Here is a 16,786-nt window from a genome sequence, read left to right as displayed (position 1 = left end):
GTTCAGATGTGCTGGTGCACCACCGCCAGCGGCTGGCCGTACTCGGCGGTGAATTCGGCGATGAACGCATCGCTCAGCAGCCAGTTCTGGAAGCAGAAGCCAAGATTGCCGAATGCCCATCGCGGCTCATAGCGCCATCGGGTCATCGGTTGTCGGTGTCCGCATACGCCGCAGGTCAGCGGGGCGTCGTCGTCGCCGTCGAACCAGTTCGAAATCGCGATGCCCCATGCGTTGCCAAGCGATGTCTGTTCGGCATCGCAGGCCGGGCAGAAGACCTCTAGGCCGCCGCCGCCAGCGTCGAAGACACGTCGCTCCACGACGATCTCCAGCCAGTTAGGAATCGATGGCGGCAAATGCGCGTTGGCATCGCATGCGCTCGCATAATGCGGGCCGAGCGGATAACCGACGTCGTCGATTTCCGCCAGTTCGCCGGCTTCCATTCCGTAGGTTCGGAAGTCGTCGCGATACAGGTCGCCGACTCGCGTCGCCGCGCCGACGATCCCGCGTGCCTGCAGCCACGCGATCATGCGCTGCGCCCCGGCGGGCGCTTCAGCGAGCGAAACCACCGGATCGACCAGATAGGTGAAGTTGTCGCTCACCGCCCTCAATCCCCCATCGCCACGCCTTCCCGCCGCGGATCCGCGCCGCCGAACCATACCGTCTGCCCCTGCACGTTCAGCCGCTGGATTCCCTGCAGCCCCGAGTTCATCTCGACGACCCGCACGTCGTGCCCGCGGCCCTTGAGCCCGTCGGCGAGCGCCTCCGACACGCGGCCGCGTTCCAGCTGGGTCGGCCCGTTCATCGACCCGAAATTCGGCAGCGCGATCGCCTGCTGCATCGTCATGCCCCAGTCGAGCACCCCGACCAGCGTCTTCGCGACGTGATTGATGATCGCGGGGCCGCCGGCCGAGCCGACGATCATCGTCACCTGTTTCGTCTTCTTGTCGAACACGAGCTCCGGCGACATCGCCGAGCGCGGCCGCTTGCCCGGCTGCACGCGGTTCGCGACCGGCCGGCCATTGTCGTTCGACACGAACGAGAAGTCGGTGAGCTGGTTGTTCAGCATGAAGCCGCGCACCATCAGCCGCGAGCCGAACGCATCCTCGACGCTCGTCGTCATCGACAGCGCCTGGCCGTAACGGTCGACGATCGCGATGTCGGATGTCGACGGCAGTTCGGGGCTGTGGTCGTCGGCCATCGCGAGCGTCGCGCCCTGCGGTGCGCCGGCCTGCGCGACGCCCATGCTGCTGTCGCCGATCAACCGCGCGCGCTGCGCGAGATAGGTCCTGTCGGTGAGACTCGCCCAGCTGCCGCCCGGCAGCGGCACGAAATCGGGATCGGCGACATAACGCGCGCGGTCCGCATACGCGAGGCGCCCGGCTTCGCTGAACAGGTGCGCGGCGAACGGCGTCGGCTCGTAGCCGACATCGTTGCGCACCGGCTTCTGCGCGCCGATCTGCTGCCAGTCGGGCATCGCCTCGAGGATGCCGAGCATCTGCGCGATCGCGAGGCCGCCCGACGACGGCGGCGGCATCCCGCACACGACCGAGCGCCGGTAGTCGGCGCACAGCGGCGTGCGCACCTTCGCCTTGTAGCGCGCGAGATCCTGCAGCGACAGCAGGCCCGGATTGGTCGGGTGCTTGCGCACCTTCGTGACGATGTCGCGCGCGATTGCGCCGCTGTAGAACGCATTCGCGCCGCGGTCGGCGACCTGGCGCAGCACGGTTGCGAGCGCGGGGTTCTTCAGCACGGTGCCGGCGGCCTTCGGCGTGCCGTCCGTGTTGTAGAAGTACGCGCGGGCGGCCGGGTCGTTGCTCAGGTACTTGTCGTTCGCGATCAGCATCGCGAGCCGCGGGCTGATCGTGAAGCCGCGCTCGGCAAGCCGGATGGCCGGCTGGAACAGCCGGCGCCACGGCAGCTTGCCGTGCGCGCGATGCGCGGCGTCGAGCATGCGCAGCACGCCCGGCGTGCCGACCGAGCGCCCGCCGACGACACCTTCGTAAAAGCCCATCGGCTGGCCGGTCGGCCCGTAGAACAGCCGGTCGGTCGCGGCGGCCGGTGCGGTCTCGCGGCCGTCGTATGCCTGCGTCGCCTTGCCGTCGAAGTACAGCATGAACGCGCCGCCGCCGATCCCCGACGACTGCGGCTCGACGAGCGCGAGCACCATCTGCGTCGCGATGGCCGCGTCGATCGCGGTGCCGCCGGCCTTCAGCATGTCGTAGCCGGCCTGCGTCGCGAGCGGGTTCGCGGCCGCGATCATGAAGTGCTGCGAGGTCCAGCCCGCCTTGTCGGTCCAGCCAGACGACAGTTCCGGCGCGTGCACGCCCGGCAGCGGGACGGCCGCGCCCGATGCGGCGGCGACCGGGACGACGGCGCCCGACGGCGTGGACGGGGACGTGCAGCCGGCGTTGAACGCGACGAGCGCGACGGCGGCAAGCAGCGTCCAGGGACGCGAAGGCGGGCGAATCCGGTCGAACATTGAACCCTCGGCAGCAGTGAATTCAAAGGAGGCGATGGCGCCGGCGCCACGCGGCTGCCGGCCCCGGCGCGCTATTGTCGCCGCGTGGCCGGCGGCTTGTCATCCGACAGAAAACCCTGACGAATCCCGCCGGGCCCGCCCCGGCCGGTCTTTCCGGCTTGTTCGAGGATGAACTCTATGAACGTCGACGTCGCGCGCGTGTGATGCCGGTTCGGCATGTAGAGCATGTACATGTGCGTGCCGAAGATGCTGAGCCGGTACGCGTCGAGCGACGTGACGACGGTACCGCGCCGCATGTCGTCCTGCATCACGTAGTCGGGCACGATGCCGACGCCGATCCCCGCGAGGATCGCCTGGCGCAGGAACAGGAAGTTCTCCGAAATCAACGTGGGTTCGAGCAGCACCTCGTGGCGCTCGTCGCCGAGATACGCGGCGATCCGCAACTGCCGGCCCATCACCGTCGCGGTGACGACCGGCGCGGCGGCCAGCGCACCGAGGCTCGACGGCATCCCGTGCGCGGCGGCGAACGCGGGCGACGCGCACGCGACGTAGCGCACCGCGCCCATGTCGCGCGCGACGAGGTTCTGCGGCGGCTCGGACATCACGCGGATCGCGATGTCGACTTCGTCGCGCATCAGGTCTTCCACGCGATTCTCGAACACGACGTCGAGCACGATGCCCGGGTGCAGCCGCTTGAACGCCAGCAGCCATTCCGACATCACCATCTGCCCGTAGCCGCTCGGCACCGACAGCCGCACGCGGCCCTGCAGGTCCTGGCCGAGCGTCGTCACCGATTCCTGCGCGGCCAGCAGCTCGTTGCGGATGCGCCGGCCGTGCTCGTACAGCTTCAGCCCGATCTCGGTCGGCTCGATGCGCCGCGTCGTGCGCCGCACGAGCTGCTGGCCGATCGAGCGCTCGAGCTGGTTCAGCCGGTAGCTGACGTTCGCGCGGCTCATCTTGAGCCGCTGCGCGGCCTTGCTGAGATTGCCGGCGTCGAGGATCTCGACGAGCAGCGTCAGCGCGTTCAGGTCCATGCCGGTGTCTCCTGATCCGTCCCGTTTAACGGTCGGAAAGCATTCAGTGTCAAGTCAGACTTGACAGCTTGTAAAAGCGAGAGGGAATTGTCAATGAATCTCGATCAATCGAGAATCGAGTCATGCTTGGCAACCATGCCGGACCGTTTCCCGCGCCGCCCGAACCGGCTCGCGCACCGGCGCTGCTGGCCGGCCCCGACCGGTTCCCGCCGCCCGGCGCACCGCACTATTGGAGACACGATGAATTCCACTGCTTCCCCCGCCAGCCCGACGGCCGGCACCGTCGCGCGCGAGCGCCGCGACAAGGTGCTCGTCGTCACGATCGACCATCCGCCCGTCAATGCGCTGTCCGCCGACGTGCGGCGCGGCCTGGCCGACGCGCTCGACGCCGCGCAGGCCGACGACGCGATCCGCGCGGTGCTGATCGTCGGTGCCGGCCGCAACTTCATCGCGGGCGCCGACATTCGCGAATTCGGCAAGCCGCCGGTGCCGCCGTCGCTGCCCGACGTGTGCGAGCGGATCGAATCGGGCACGAAGCCGGTCGTGGTCGCGCTGCACGGCGCGACGCTCGGCGGCGGCCTCGAAGTCGCGCTGGCCGCGCATTACCGGCTCGCGGTGCCCGGCGCCAAGCTCGGGCTGCCCGAAGTCACGCTCGGCCTGCTGCCCGGTGCGGGCGGCACGCAGCGCGCGCCGCGCCTGATCGGCGCGAAGGCCGCGCTCGACCTGATGCTGACGGGCCGCCATGCGAGCGCCGAGGAGGCGCTCGCGCTCGGCCTGGTCGACCGCGTCGCGCACAGCGACGACACGCTCGCCGAAGGGCTCGCCTACGCGCAGGAACTCGTGTCGCTCGGCGCACCGGTGCGCCGCACGCGCGACGCGCAGGGCCTCGTCGATCGTGCGGCCGCTCAGGCTGCGATCGACGCGGCGCGCGCGGAGCTGCCGAAGAAGTCGCGTGGCCTCTTCTCGCCGGCGAAGATCGTCGACGCGGTCGAGGCCGCGCTCACGCAGTCGTTCGACGCGGGGATGAAGTTCGAGCGCAGCCTGTTCCTGCAATGCATCGACAGCCCGCAGCGCGCGGGCCTCGTGCATGCGTTCTTCGCGGAGCGCGAAGCGGCGAAGGCGCCCGAGGCGCGGCGCGCGAGCGCGCGGCCGGTCGAGCGGATCGGCGTGGTCGGCGGCGGCACGATGGGCGCGGGCATCGCGGTCGCGGCGCTCGACGCCGGGCTGCCGGTGACGATGATCGAGCGCGACGAGGCGTCGCTCGCGCGCGGCCGTGCGCACGTCGAGAAGGTGTACGACGGCCTCGTCGCGAAAGGGCGGATGACGCCGGCCGCGCATGCGGCGCGGCTCGCGCGCTTCAAGGGCAGCACGTCGTACGACGCGCTCGCGCAGGCCGACGTGGTGATCGAGGCCGTGTTCGAGGACATGGCCGTGAAGCAGGCCGTGTTCGCCGAGCTCGCACGCGTGTGCAAGCCGGGCGCGGTGCTCGCGACCAACACGTCGTATCTCGACATCGACGCGCTTGCCGCGAGCATCGACCGGCCGGCCGACGTGATCGGCCTGCATTTCTTCTCGCCGGCCAACGTGATGAAGCTGCTCGAGATCGTGGTGCCGAAGCGGGTGAGCGCGGACGTCGTCGCGACCGCGTTCGCGCTGGCGAAGCAGCTTAAGAAGACGCCGGTGCGCGCGGGCGTATGCGACGGCTTCATCGGCAACCGGATCCTCGCCGTCTATCGGACGGCGGCCGACTACCTGATGGAAGACGGCGCGTCGCCGTACCAGATCGATCGCGCGGTGCGCGAATTCGGCTTCCCGATGGGCCCGTTCCAGGTCGTCGACCTCGCGGGCGGCGACATCGGCTGGGCGACCCGCAAGCGCCGCGCGGCGACGCGCGACCCGCGCGCACGCTACGTCGAGATTTCCGACCGGCTGTGCGAGCGCGGCTGGTTCGGGCAGAAGACGTCGCGCGGCTACTACCTGTACCCGGACGGCGCGCGCGTCGGCACGCCGGACCCGGAAGTCGAAGCAATCGTCGCGGAGGAACGCGCGAAGAAGGGCGTCACGCCGCGTACGTTCACCGACGACGAGATCCTGCGCCGCTACCTCGCCGCGATGATCAACGAAGGCGCGAACGTCGTGCACGAGAAGATCGCGCTGCGTCCGCTCGATGTCGATGCGGTGTTCCTGTACGGCTACGGCTTCCCGCGCTATCGCGGCGGCCCGATGCACTACGCGGACACGGTCGGCCTCGCGAGCGTGCTCGCCGACATCCGCGCGTTCGCGAAGGAAGACCCGCTGTTCTGGAAGCCGTCGCCGCTGCTCGTCGATCTCGTCGCGCGCGGCGCGGATTTCGCGAGCCTGAACCGCGTCGACTGAACGCCAACCGCATTCGCAACGGAACGAAGATGGACCTCAATTTCACTCCCGAAGAGGAAGCCTTCCGCACGGAAGTGCAGCGCTTCCTGCAAGCCGAACTGCCCGCGCGCATCGCGCGCAAGGTGAAGGGCGGCCTGCATATCACGCGCGACGACATGCGCGAATGGCACGCGATCCTCAACGCGCGCGGCTGGCTCGCCAGCCACTGGCCGGCCGAATACGGCGGCCCCGGCTGGAGCGTCGCGCAGAAGTTCCTGTTCGACAACGAATGCGCGCTCGCGGGTGCGCCGCGCATCGTGCCGTTCGGCGTGAACATGCTCGGCCCTGTGCTGATCAAGTACGGCAACGAAGCGCAGAAGCGTCACTGGCTGCCGCGCATCCTCGACGGCACCGACTGGTGGTGCCAGGGCTATTCGGAGCCGGGCGCCGGCTCGGATCTCGCGGCGGTGAAGACGAGCGCGGTACGCCATGGCGATCACTACGTCGTGAACGGCCAGAAGACGTGGACCACGCTCGGCCACTACGCGAACATGATCTTCTGCCTCGTGCGCACCGCGACCGACGTGCGCAAGCAGGAAGGCATCAGCTTCCTGCTGATCGACATGAATACGCCCGGTGTCGAGGTCCGCCCGATCATCACGCTCGACGGCGAGCACGAGGTGAACGAGGTGTTCTTCACCGACGTGCGGGTGCCGGTGGAGAACCTCGTCGGCGAGGAGAACCGCGGCTGGACCTACGCGAAGTACCTGCTCACGTACGAGCGCACCAACATCGCGGGGATCGGGTTCTCGACGGCCGCGCTCGACCGGCTGCGCGCGGTCGCGGCGACAGTCACGAAGAACGGCAGGCCGCTCGCGGACGATCCGTTCTTCGCGGCGCGCATCGCGCGGGTCGAGATCGAACTCGAGAACATGCGCACGACCAACCTGCGCGTGCTGGCCGCGGTGGCGGGCGGCGGCGCACCGGGCGCGGAAAGCTCGATGCTCAAGATCCGCGGCACGCAGATCCGCCAGGAGATCACGGCGCTGATGCGGCGCGCGATGGGGCCGTACGCGCAGCCGTTCGTCGAGGAAGCACTCGATGCCGATTACGACGGCGAGCCGGTCGGCCCGGACGACGCCGCGAGCGCCGCGCAGCAGTATTTCAACAACCGGAAGCTGTCGATCTTCGGCGGCTCGAACGAGATCCAGAAGAACATCATCGCGAAGATGATGCTCGGGCTGTAACGAGGGACGCGACGATGGATTTCCAGCACACAGAAGACCGCCGGATGCTGGCGGACACGTTGAACCGCTTCATCGCCGAACAGTACGCGTTCCCGGTGCGCGACCGCATCGCGCAGTCGGCCGAAGGCTTCGATCGAGCGATGTGGCGGCGCTTTGCCGAACTCGGCACGGTCGGCGCGCTGTTCGCTGAAGCCGACGGCGGCTTCGGCGGCGCGGGCTTCGACATCGCCGTGGTGTTCGAATGCCTCGGGCGCGGGCTCGTCGTCGAGCCGTTCCTCGGCGCGCTGCTCGCGGGCCGCGCGCTGGCGCTCGCCGGCGGCGATGCGCACCGCGACAGGCTCGCCGCGCTGATCGACGGCAGCGCGAGCGCCGCGTTCGCGCACGACGAACCGGGCTCGCACTACGAACTGACGACCGTGCGCACGCGCGCCGAACGCACGGGCGACGGCTGGGTGCTGACGGGCGCGAAGGGCGTCGTCGACCAGGCGGCGCAGGCGGCGTTCTTCGTCGTCAGCGCGCGCGTGTCGGGGCAGGACGACGATGCGGCCGGCATCGGCCTGTTCGTCGTGCCGGCCGATGCGCCGGGCGTGTCGCTGCGCGACTACCGGAAGATCGACGGCGGCCGCGCGGCCGAGGTGCGCTTCGAGCGCGTCGCGCTGCCGGCCGATGCGGCGCTCGGTGCGCCGGATGCACACGACGGCGAAGCGGGCGTCGAACTGCTCGAACGCGTGCTCGGCTACGGGCTGCTCGCGCTGTCGGCGGAAGCGCTCGGCGCGATGGATGTCGCGAAGGAGCACACGCTCGAGTATCTGCGCACGCGCAAGCAGTTCGGGCTGCCGATCGGCAGTTTCCAGGCGCTGCAGCACCGGATGGCCGACCTGCTGCTCGAAGTCGAGCAGGCGCGCTCGGCGGTGATCAACGCGGCCGCGCAGCTCGACGCGCCGCGCGCGGTGCGCGAACGCGCGCTCGCGGCCGCGAAATACAGCATCGGCCGGATCGGCACGCTCGTCGCCGAGGAGAGCATCCAGCTGCACGGCGGGATCGGGATGACGTGGGAGCTGCCGCTGTCGCACTACGCGAAGCGCCTCGTGATGATCGACCACCAGCTCGGTGATGAGGATCATCATCTCGCGCGCTACATCGCGCTGTCGAAACAGTAAAGGCGCGCAGCGCGAATGGAGGAGACAAGGATGACGAACGAACCGCGCGCGTTGCCGCTGGCCGGCGTGAAGGTGCTCGATTTCTCGCGCGTGCTGGCAGGCCCGTGGTGTGCGATGGTGCTCGCCGATTTCGGCGCGGAAGTGATCAAGGTCGAGCATCCGGCGCGCGGCGACGATACGCGCGACTGGGGGCTGCGGATCGGCGATACCGAAACCACCTATTTCAACAGCGTGAACCGCAGCAAGCGGTCGATCTGTCTCGACCTGCAGACGGAAGCGGGCCAGCGCATCGCACGCGAGCTCGCCGCGCAGGCCGACGTGGTGCTTCACAACTTCAAGTTCGGCGGCGCGGAAAAACTCGGGCTCGGCTACGACGCACTGGCCGAACTGAATCCGCGCCTCGTGCACTGCGCGATTTCCGGCTACGACCGTTCGGGTGCCGAAGCCGCGCGGCCCGGCTACGACCTCGTCGTACAGGGCGAGGCCGGGCTGATGGCGCTGAACGGCGAGGCCGGCCAGCCGCCGCTGAAGTTCGGCGTCGCGGCAGTCGACCTGTTCACCGGCATGTACTCGGCGCAGGCGATCCTCGCCGCGCTGTACGAACGCCACGCCACCGGGCGCGGGCGCCGTATCGAGATGGCGCTATTCGACTGCGGGCTGATGATCACCGCGTACTACGGGCTCGACGCGCTGCTGATGGGCGAGGACCCGCCGCGCTACGGCAATGCGCATCCGTCGATCGTGCCGTACGGCGTGTTCGACGCGGCCGACGGCCCGCTCGTGATCACGGTCGGCAACAACACGCAGTTCGCACGCTTTTGCGATGCGATCGAGCGGCCCGATCTCGCCGCGGACGAACGCTACAAGACCAACCTCGGCCGCTCGGAAAACCGTGCGGACCTGCTGCCCGAGATTCGCCGCGAACTCGCACGCCGGTCGCGCGCGACGCTGCTCACCGCGCTCGCCGATGCGGGCATCCCGTGCGGCGAAGTGCTCGGGCTGCATGAAGCGCTGACGTCCGAACGTGCAACGCGCGCCGGGCTCGTCACGCGGCAGCCACATCCGGTCGCGGGTGGCGTCGACGTGCTTGCTCCGCCGTACCGCTTCGACGGCGCGCGGCTGCCGGTGCGCGGTGCGCCGCCGGTGCTCGGCGCCGATACGGAGGCGGTGCTCGGCGGCTGGCTCGGGATGTCGTCCGGCGAAGTCGCACGGCTGCGGGCGGATCGCGTCGTGTAGATCGCTTGTTCCGCCGCGGCGCGGGCGGGGCAGTGGAGGCGCGCCGACCATTCCACAAAGCACTGCTCGCAATGACGAGCTGGACATGGAGACAACATGGAGCTTTCCGTCATCGAATCGGTCACGGCGCGCCGCGACTACCAGCAGCTCGTGCGCGCACGGCGCCGCTTCAGCTTCACGCTCACGGCGCTGATGATCGCCACGTACTACGGCTTCATCCTGCTCGTCGCGCTCGCGCCGCACGTGCTCGCGGCGCCGCTGTATCGCGGCGCGACGACGACGGTCGGGATCGCCGCGGGCGTCGCGATCATCCTGGTCGCGATCGGCCTGACCGCGTGCTACGTGCTGCGGGCGAACCGTGCGTTCGACCGCCGCGTCGACGCGATCCTGCAACGTCCGTGACGGAGCCCGACATGCGATTCCTTTCGAGCGCGTTCGTCGCGCTGGCCGTTCTCGTTTCCTCCGCCGCCCATGCGACCGGCGTCGCCGGCCCGATGCCCGACAAGGTCGAGCTGAACCCGGTCGCGATCGGGATGTTCTTCGCGTTCGTGTTCGCGACGCTCGCGCTCACGCGCTGGGCCGCGCGCCGCACGCGCTCGACGCGCGACTTCTACACGGCCGGCGGCGGCATCACCGGGCTGCAGAACGGGCTCGCGATCGCGGGCGACTACATGTCGGCCGCGTCGTTCCTCGGGCTGTCCGGCATGGTGTTCATGTTCGGCTTCGACGGGCTGATCTACTCGATCGGCTTCCTGGTCGGCTGGCCGTTCGTGATGTTCCTGATCGCCGAACCGTTGCGCAACCTCGGCAAGTTCACGTTCGTCGACGTCGTCGCGTACCGCTTCGCGCAGCGGCCGATCCGGCTGCTGACGTCCGCCAACGCGCTGACGATCGTCGTGCTGTACCTCGTCGTGCAGATGGTCGGCGCGGGCAAGCTGATCCAGCTGCTGTTCGGGCTGTCGTACGGCACGGCCGAGCTGATCGTCGGCGTGCTGATGGTCGTCTACGTGTTCTTCGGCGGGATGACCGCGACCACCTGGGTGCAGGTGATCAAGGCCGTGCTGCTGCTGTGCGGCGCGACGCTGCTCGCGTTGCTCGCGCTCGGCGAATTCGGCTTCAGCGTCGACGAGATGTTCCGCCGCGCGGTGGCCGTGCATCCGGGCGCGCTGTCGATCATGGGGCCCGGCAAGCTGATCCGCGATCCGGCCAACGCGCTGTCGCTCGGCATCGCGCTGATGTTCGGCACGGCCGGCTTCCCGCACATCCTGATGCGCTTCTTCACGGTGCCGAACGCGAAGGAGGCGCGCAAGTCGGTGCTCTACGCGACCGGCTTCATCGGCTACTTCTACCTGCTGACCTTCGTGATCGGCTTCTCGGCGATCGTGCTGCTCGCGCAGCATCCGGAGTTCTTCCGGCTCGGCGCGAACGGCACGTTCAACCTGACGCACGACCTGCTCGGCGGCTCGAACATGGTGGCGGTGAAGCTCGCGCAGGCGGTCGGCGGGAACTGGTTCTACGGGTTCATCGCGGCCGTCACGTTCGCGACGATCCTCGCGGTGGTCGCGGGCCTGACGCTGGCCGGCGCGACGACGATCTCGCACGACCTGTATGCGCAGATGTGGGCGCGCGGCAAGCCCGACGAACGGCTGGAGATGCGCATCTCGCGCACGGCGACGATCGTGCTGTCGGCCGTCGCGATCGCGCTGTCGATCCTGTTCGAGCACGTGAACGTCGCGTTCATGGTCGGGCTCGTCGCGGCGGTGGCCGCGAGCGCCAATTTCCCGGTGCTCGCGATGTCGATCTTCTGGCGCGGGATGACGACCCGCGGCGCGGTGCTCGGCGGCGGCCTCGGCCTCGTGTCGGCGGTCGCGCTCACGGTGCTGTCGAAGTCGGTATGGGTCGACGTGCTGCACCACGCGCACGCACCGGTGTTCCTCGACAACCCGGCGCTCGTGTCGGTGCCGCTCGCGTTCATCGGGATCGTCGTCGGCTCGCTCGCGGATCGCGGCGAGCGCGCGCGGCGCGAGCGCGCCGCGTTCGAGCAGCAGGAGTTCTACGCGCAGACGGGCGTGCTCGCGAGCCGGGCCGTTCAGCACTGATTCGTCTGATGAAACAATGCATCCGTCCGGATCGCCGGACGGATGTTTTCCGGAAATCCGGAATCCCGGATTTCCTTGCCTGCCGCATTATGGGAAATACAATGAAAACAACGGCTTGAGGGGTTCCGGAAACCTGGCATCGACCTTGCAATATAAAGCGCATGGCCGGCCTCCGGCCTGACTATTAAACCAAGGAGACAACCGATGACCAATGCCTTCCTCCCCCTCCGGATGTCCTGAGGCATCGCTTGTTGCGGCACGGCAGCCGCGCGGGCGGGTGACTTTTCCCCTGAGACATTCGCCTGCGCGCGTGACGCCGTTTCCACCGGCTCATCTACTTCAGCAGGAACCATCGTGAAGAAGAAACCCTTCTACAAAGTGCTCTATGTGCAGGTGATTTTCGCCATCATCGTCGGCGTGATCCTCGGCCACTTCTACCCTTCGATCGCCACCGACATGAAGCCGCTCGGCGACGGCTTCATCAAGCTGATCAAGATGGTGATCGGTCCGATCATCTTCTGTACGGTCGTCACCGGCATCGCCGGCATGGAGGACATGAAGAAGGTCGGCCGCGTCGGCGGCAAGGCGCTGCTGTACTTCGAGATCGTGTCGACCTTCGCGCTGCTGCTGGGCCTCGCGGCCACGCACATCCTGCGTCCGGGCGTCGGCTTCAACATCGATCCGGCGACGCTCGACGGCAAGGCCGTCGCGTCGTACGCGGCGAAGGCACACGGGCAGTCGACGGTCGACTTCCTGATGCACATCATCCCGAACACGATGGTCGATGCGTTCGCGCAGGGTGAAATCCTGCAGATCCTGCTGATCGCGCTGCTGTTCGGCAGCGTGCTCGCGCACCTCGGCGAGCGCGGCAAGGTCGTGACCGACTTCATCGACGGGCTGACGCGCGTGCTGTTCGGCATCGTGCACATCGTCACGAAGCTGGCCCCGATCGGCGCGTTCGGCGCGATGGCGTTCACGATCGGCAAGTACGGCGTCGGCTCGCTGGTGCCGCTGCTCAAGCTGATCGGCACGTTCTACCTGACGTCGGTCGTGTTCGTGCTCGTCGTGCTCGGCGCGATCGCGCGCTTCACGGGCTTCTCGATCATCCGCTTCGTGTCCTACATCAAGGAAGAGCTGCTGATCGTGCTCGGCACGAGCTCGTCGGAAGCCGCGCTGCCGCAGCTGATGGAAAAGCTCGAGAAGGCAGGCTGCTCGCGTTCGGTCGTCGGCCTCGTCGTGCCGACCGGCTATTCGTTCAACCTCGACGGCACCAACATCTACATGACGATGGCCGTGCTGTTCATCGCGCAGGCGACCAACATCGAGCTGACGTGGATGCAGCAGCTCACGCTGCTGGCCGTCGCGATGCTGACGTCGAAGGGCGCGAGCGGCGTGACGGGCGCGGGCTTCATCACGCTCGCCGCGACGCTGGCCGTCGTGCCGACGATCCCGCTGTCGGGCATGGTGCTGATCCTCGGCATCGACCGCTTCATGAGCGAATGCCGCGCGCTGACCAACATCGTCGGCAACGGCGTCGCGACGGTCGTCGTGTCCGCGTGGGAGAAGGAACTCGACCGCAACAAGCTGAGCCAGGCGCTGAAGGGCGGGGGCGCAGTCGCACCGACCGAGACGGCCGGCGTCTGACGTCATGAAGGAGCAGGCGGCCGCACCGTCCGCCGGCGGCGCGGCACGCGGCGATCGGCGCGTGGATGCGGAGGCCTATGACACAATAGGCGATCCGCATCGCCAGGAAGCCTCGACCGTGACGCGCCGCCTGCTCATCCTCGTCGTGCTTGCCGCCGCGCTCGTCGCGGCGTGCGCGCTGACGTGGACGATCACCTGGCAGCGCGGCGTCGCCGAGCTGCAGCGCAATGCCGCGGTGCGCGTCGACCGCACGACCAACGCGCTCAAGAGCACGCTCGACCGCTACGAGTCGCTCCCTTACCTGCTCGGCAGCCATCCGTACGTGCAGGACCTGCTCGCCGAGCCGAAGCGCGGCGACTACACCGCGCGCGTCAACCGCTATCTCGAAGATCTCAACGAACACGCGCACGCGACCGTCACCTACGTGATCGGTGCGGACGGCCTGTGCGTCGCCGCCAGCAACTGGCGCGCGCCCGACAGCTTCGTCGGGACCGAATACCGCTTCCGGCCGTATTTCGTCGATGCGATGAACGGCCAGGTCGGCCGCTTCTTCGGCATCGGCACGATCTCGCGCGACCCCGGCTACTACATCTCGCAGCCCGTATGGCGCGACGGCCGGATCGCGGGCGTCGTCGTCGTGAAGCTCAACCTCGAGTGGTTCCAGGGTGCCGATGCGTCCGAGCCGCTCGTCGTCGCGGACGATCACGGCGTCGTGTTCCTGTCGTCGGTGCCCGCGTGGAAGTACCACACGCTGCGCCCGCTCACGGGCCCCGTCGCCGCATCGATCTACGAGACGCGCCAGTACGCGCAGCAACCGGTCACGCCGCTGCCGCTGCGCATCGAGCAGACGCTCGGCGCCGACGCGGAGATCGTGCGGCTCGGCCCCGGCCGGCGCGCGCCGCGTTTTCTCGTCAGCAAGCGCCGGATCGGCGAGCCCGACTGGCTGCTCGTCACGCTCGCGCCGATCGCGCCGATCGACACCGATGCGCGCAACGCGACGATCGTCACGGGTTTCGGCTTCGTGTCGGTCGCGCTGCTCGCGTTCTACTGGCGGATGCGCCGGGCGCGCGTGCGCGAAATGATCCGCGGCCGCGCGCTGTTGCAGCAGGCGTACGCGGAGCTGAACCGGCGCGTCGAGGAGCGCACGGCCGACTTGTCGGAAGCGAACGAGCAGTTGCAGAAGGAAGTCGGCGACCGGATCCGCGCGGAGCAGGAACTGCGCGCCGCGCACGACGAACTGATCCAGGCGAGCAAGCTCGCCGCGCTCGGCCAGATGGCGGCCGGCATCACGCATGAACTGAACCAGCCGCTCGCGGCGCTGCGCAGCTTCTCGGACAACACGCGCGTGCTGCTCGACCGCGGCGAGCAGGCGGCCGCGCGCGAGAACCTCGAGGCGATCGCGGCGCTCACCGAGCGGATGGGCAAGATCACGAACCAGCTGAAGCTGTTCGTCGGCCGCGCGAAGCCGCGCAACGAGCGGGCGCTCGTCGTGCGCGCGCTGCGCAGCGTGCTGTCGCTGCTGGGCGAGCGGCTGGGCGGCGTCGCGCTCACGCTGACGCTGCAGGACGCGACCGCGTCGCCCGCGCACGACGAGCCGCTCGACCTCGCGCGCGACTATCCGGCGCTCGTGGCGCGCTGCGAGGATCTGCGCCTCGAACAGGTGCTGATCAACCTGCTCGGCAACGCGCTGGACGCGGTGGCCGGCGTCGCGGCGCCGGCGATCGAGGTGACGATCGCGGTGTCGGCCGCGACGCTCGCGGTCGAAGTGCGCGACAACGGCTCCGGCATCGCGCCCGATTTGCTGCCGCGGCTGTTCGAGCCGTTCTTCACGACGAAGGAAATGGGGCGCGGGCTCGGGCTCGGCCTCGCGATCTCGTCGTCGATCGCGAGCGACGCGGGCGGCGCGCTGACCGCGCGCAATGCGCCGTCGGGCGGCGCGCTGTTCGTCTTGACGCTGCGGCGCGCACGCACGCATCATCCGGACTCCGTGTCCGAGCCGGCAGGCTCGCATTAGCGTGATCGGGCCCGGGCCCGGTCGGCGCACGACCGGCATCAACGAGCGCCGCGCGCGAGACCGTCGCGCGGCCTGTCAGGAGCAAGTGAGTACGATGGCCAACCGGCTGCAAGTGATCTATATCGAAGACGATGCGCTCGTTCGCCGGGCGAGCGTGCAGAGCCTCCAGCTGGCAGGCTTCGACGTCGCCGGCTTCGAGTCGGCCGAAGCGGCCGAGAAGGCGATCGTCGCGGATACCGCCGGCGCGATCGTCAGCGACATCCGGCTGCCCGGCGCAAGCGGGCTCGACGTGCTTGCGCAGTGCCGCGAACGCGTGCCCGACGTGCCGGTGATCCTCGTGACCGGTCACGGCGACATCTCGATGGCCGTGCAGGCGATGCGCGACGGCGCGTACGACTTCATCGAAAAGCCGTTCGCGGCCGAGCGCCTGATCGAGACGGTGCGCCGCGCGCTGGAGCGCCGCGAGCTCGTGCTCGAGAACCACGCGCTGCGGCGCGAGCTGGCCGGGCAGAACGTCGTCGCGCCGCGCATCATCGGCCGCAGCCCCGCGATCGAGCAGGTGCGCAAGCTGCTCGCGAACGTCGCGCCGACCGACGCGTCGGTGCTGATCAACGGCGACACGGGTGCCGGCAAGGAATTGATCGCGCGCAGCCTGCACGAGCTGTCGCCGCGCCGCGACAAGCCGTTCATCGCGGTGAATTGCGGCGCGCTGCCCGAGCCGATGTTCGAGTCGGAGATGTTCGGCTACGAGCCCGGTGCGTTCACGGGCGCCGCGAAGCGCCGCGTCGGCAAGCTCGAATACGCGTCCGGCGGCACGCTGTTCCTCGACGAAATCGAAAGCATGCCGCTCGCGCTGCAGGTGAAGCTGCTGCGCGTGCTGCAGGACGGCGTGCTGGAGCGGCTCGGCTCGAACCAGCCGATCCGCGTGAACTGCCGCGTCGTCGCGGCCGCGAAGGGCGACATGAGCGAGCTCGTCGCGGCCGGCACGTTCCGGCGCGACCTGCTGTACCGGCTCAACGTCGTGACGATCGCGCTGCCGCCGCTCGCCGAGCGCCGCGAGGACATCGTGCCGCTGTTCGAGCACTTCATGCTCGATGCGGCCGTGCGCTACGGGCGGCCCGCGCCGGTGCTGACCGACCGGCAGCGCGCGAGCCTGATGCAGCGCGACTGGCCCGGCAACGTGCGCGAGCTGCACAATGCGGCCGACCGCTTCGTGCTCGGCGTGGCCGACATGCCGCAGGAAACGGGCGCGGCCGGCGGCGATGCCGACAACGACCAGACGCTGAAGGAGCGCATCGAGCAGTTCGAGCGCGCGGTGATCGCCGAGGCGCTGAACCAGACGGGCGGAGCGGTTGCCGCGACGGCCGACCGGCTGCATGTCGGCAAGGCCACGCTGTACGAGAAGATGAAGCGCTACGGGCTGTCGGCGAAAGGCGAAACCGAGCGCTGAAAAGCAAACGGACCGCAGTGCGGTCCGTTTCGCGGAGCAGGGCGCGGCGTGCGGCCCTGCGAGTCCTG

12 protein-coding genes are annotated in these 16,786 nt (G+C 69.0%); 9 read left to right on the top strand and 3 right to left on the bottom strand.

The features are described from left to right. Positions 1–2: 2 nt before the first annotated feature. The 3 genes from U5798_RS16660 to U5798_RS16650 all read right to left on the bottom strand — a co-directional run bounded on the left by U5798_RS16660 (position 3) and on the right by U5798_RS16650 (position 3,513). Positions 3–599 carry a hypothetical protein gene (locus tag U5798_RS16660; RefSeq protein ID WP_322082679.1) on the bottom strand — a complete coding sequence of 199 codons (597 nt, stop codon included), beginning with the start codon at positions 597–599 and terminating at the stop codon, positions 3–5. A 5-nt stretch (positions 600–604) separates the two neighbouring features. Then, positions 605–2,479, bottom strand: coding sequence for a gamma-glutamyltransferase (gene ggt / locus U5798_RS16655; protein ID WP_322082678.1), 1,875 nt, complete (start codon positions 2,477–2,479; stop codon positions 605–607). 71 nt (positions 2,480–2,550) lie between these two features. Next, positions 2,551–3,513, bottom strand: coding sequence for a LysR family transcriptional regulator (locus tag U5798_RS16650; RefSeq protein ID WP_124452197.1), 963 nt, complete (start codon positions 3,511–3,513; stop codon positions 2,551–2,553). A gap of 240 nt (positions 3,514–3,753) precedes the next feature. On the opposite strand from U5798_RS16650, the gene U5798_RS16645 reads away from it, so the two are divergent. From U5798_RS16645 to U5798_RS16605, 9 genes are all read left to right on the top strand, one after another. Continuing rightward, positions 3,754–5,889 (top strand): 3-hydroxyacyl-CoA dehydrogenase NAD-binding domain-containing protein, encoded by a 2,136-nt coding sequence (locus U5798_RS16645; protein WP_322082677.1) that lies wholly within the window; start codon positions 3,754–3,756, stop codon positions 5,887–5,889. A gap of 29 nt (positions 5,890–5,918) precedes the next feature. After that, positions 5,919–7,115 (top strand): acyl-CoA dehydrogenase family protein, encoded by a 1,197-nt coding sequence (locus U5798_RS16640; protein ID WP_322082676.1) that lies wholly within the window; start codon positions 5,919–5,921, stop codon positions 7,113–7,115. Positions 7,116–7,129: 14 nt separating this feature from the next. After that, positions 7,130–8,275 (top strand): acyl-CoA dehydrogenase, encoded by a 1,146-nt coding sequence (locus U5798_RS16635; RefSeq protein WP_322082675.1) that lies wholly within the window; start codon positions 7,130–7,132, stop codon positions 8,273–8,275. Between the two features lie 30 nt (positions 8,276–8,305). After that, positions 8,306–9,511: a CaiB/BaiF CoA-transferase family protein gene (locus U5798_RS16630; protein WP_322082674.1), complete on the top strand. Its 1,206-nt coding sequence runs from the start codon at positions 8,306–8,308 to the stop codon at positions 9,509–9,511. Positions 9,512–9,607: 96 nt separating this feature from the next. Then, positions 9,608–9,913 carry a DUF485 domain-containing protein gene (locus U5798_RS16625; RefSeq protein ID WP_069620222.1) on the top strand — a complete coding sequence of 102 codons (306 nt, stop codon included), beginning with the start codon at positions 9,608–9,610 and terminating at the stop codon, positions 9,911–9,913. A gap of 11 nt (positions 9,914–9,924) precedes the next feature. Further along, positions 9,925–11,610: a cation/acetate symporter ActP gene (gene actP / locus U5798_RS16620; protein ID WP_322082673.1), complete on the top strand. Its 1,686-nt coding sequence runs from the start codon at positions 9,925–9,927 to the stop codon at positions 11,608–11,610. A 354-nt stretch (positions 11,611–11,964) separates the two neighbouring features. After that, positions 11,965–13,254 carry a dicarboxylate/amino acid:cation symporter gene (locus U5798_RS16615; RefSeq protein WP_124452185.1) on the top strand — a complete coding sequence of 430 codons (1,290 nt, stop codon included), beginning with the start codon at positions 11,965–11,967 and terminating at the stop codon, positions 13,252–13,254. Between the two features lie 4 nt (positions 13,255–13,258). After that, complete coding sequence (locus tag U5798_RS16610; RefSeq protein ID WP_124452183.1) at positions 13,259–15,268, top strand: sensor histidine kinase; 2,010 nt, start codon at positions 13,259–13,261, stop codon at positions 15,266–15,268. A gap of 94 nt (positions 15,269–15,362) precedes the next feature. Beyond that, positions 15,363–16,718, top strand: a complete 1,356-nt coding sequence (locus tag U5798_RS16605; protein ID WP_322082724.1) for a sigma-54 dependent transcriptional regulator — start codon at positions 15,363–15,365, stop codon at positions 16,716–16,718. The last annotated feature ends 68 nt before the right edge of the window (positions 16,719–16,786 follow it).

The sequence above is a fragment of the Burkholderia sp. BCC1972 genome (assembly GCF_905339605.1).
Classification (GTDB): domain Bacteria; phylum Pseudomonadota; class Gammaproteobacteria; order Burkholderiales; family Burkholderiaceae; genus Burkholderia.
The sequence above is the reverse complement of the archived record's forward strand: the minus strand, read 5'-3'. Positions and strand labels throughout refer to the sequence as shown.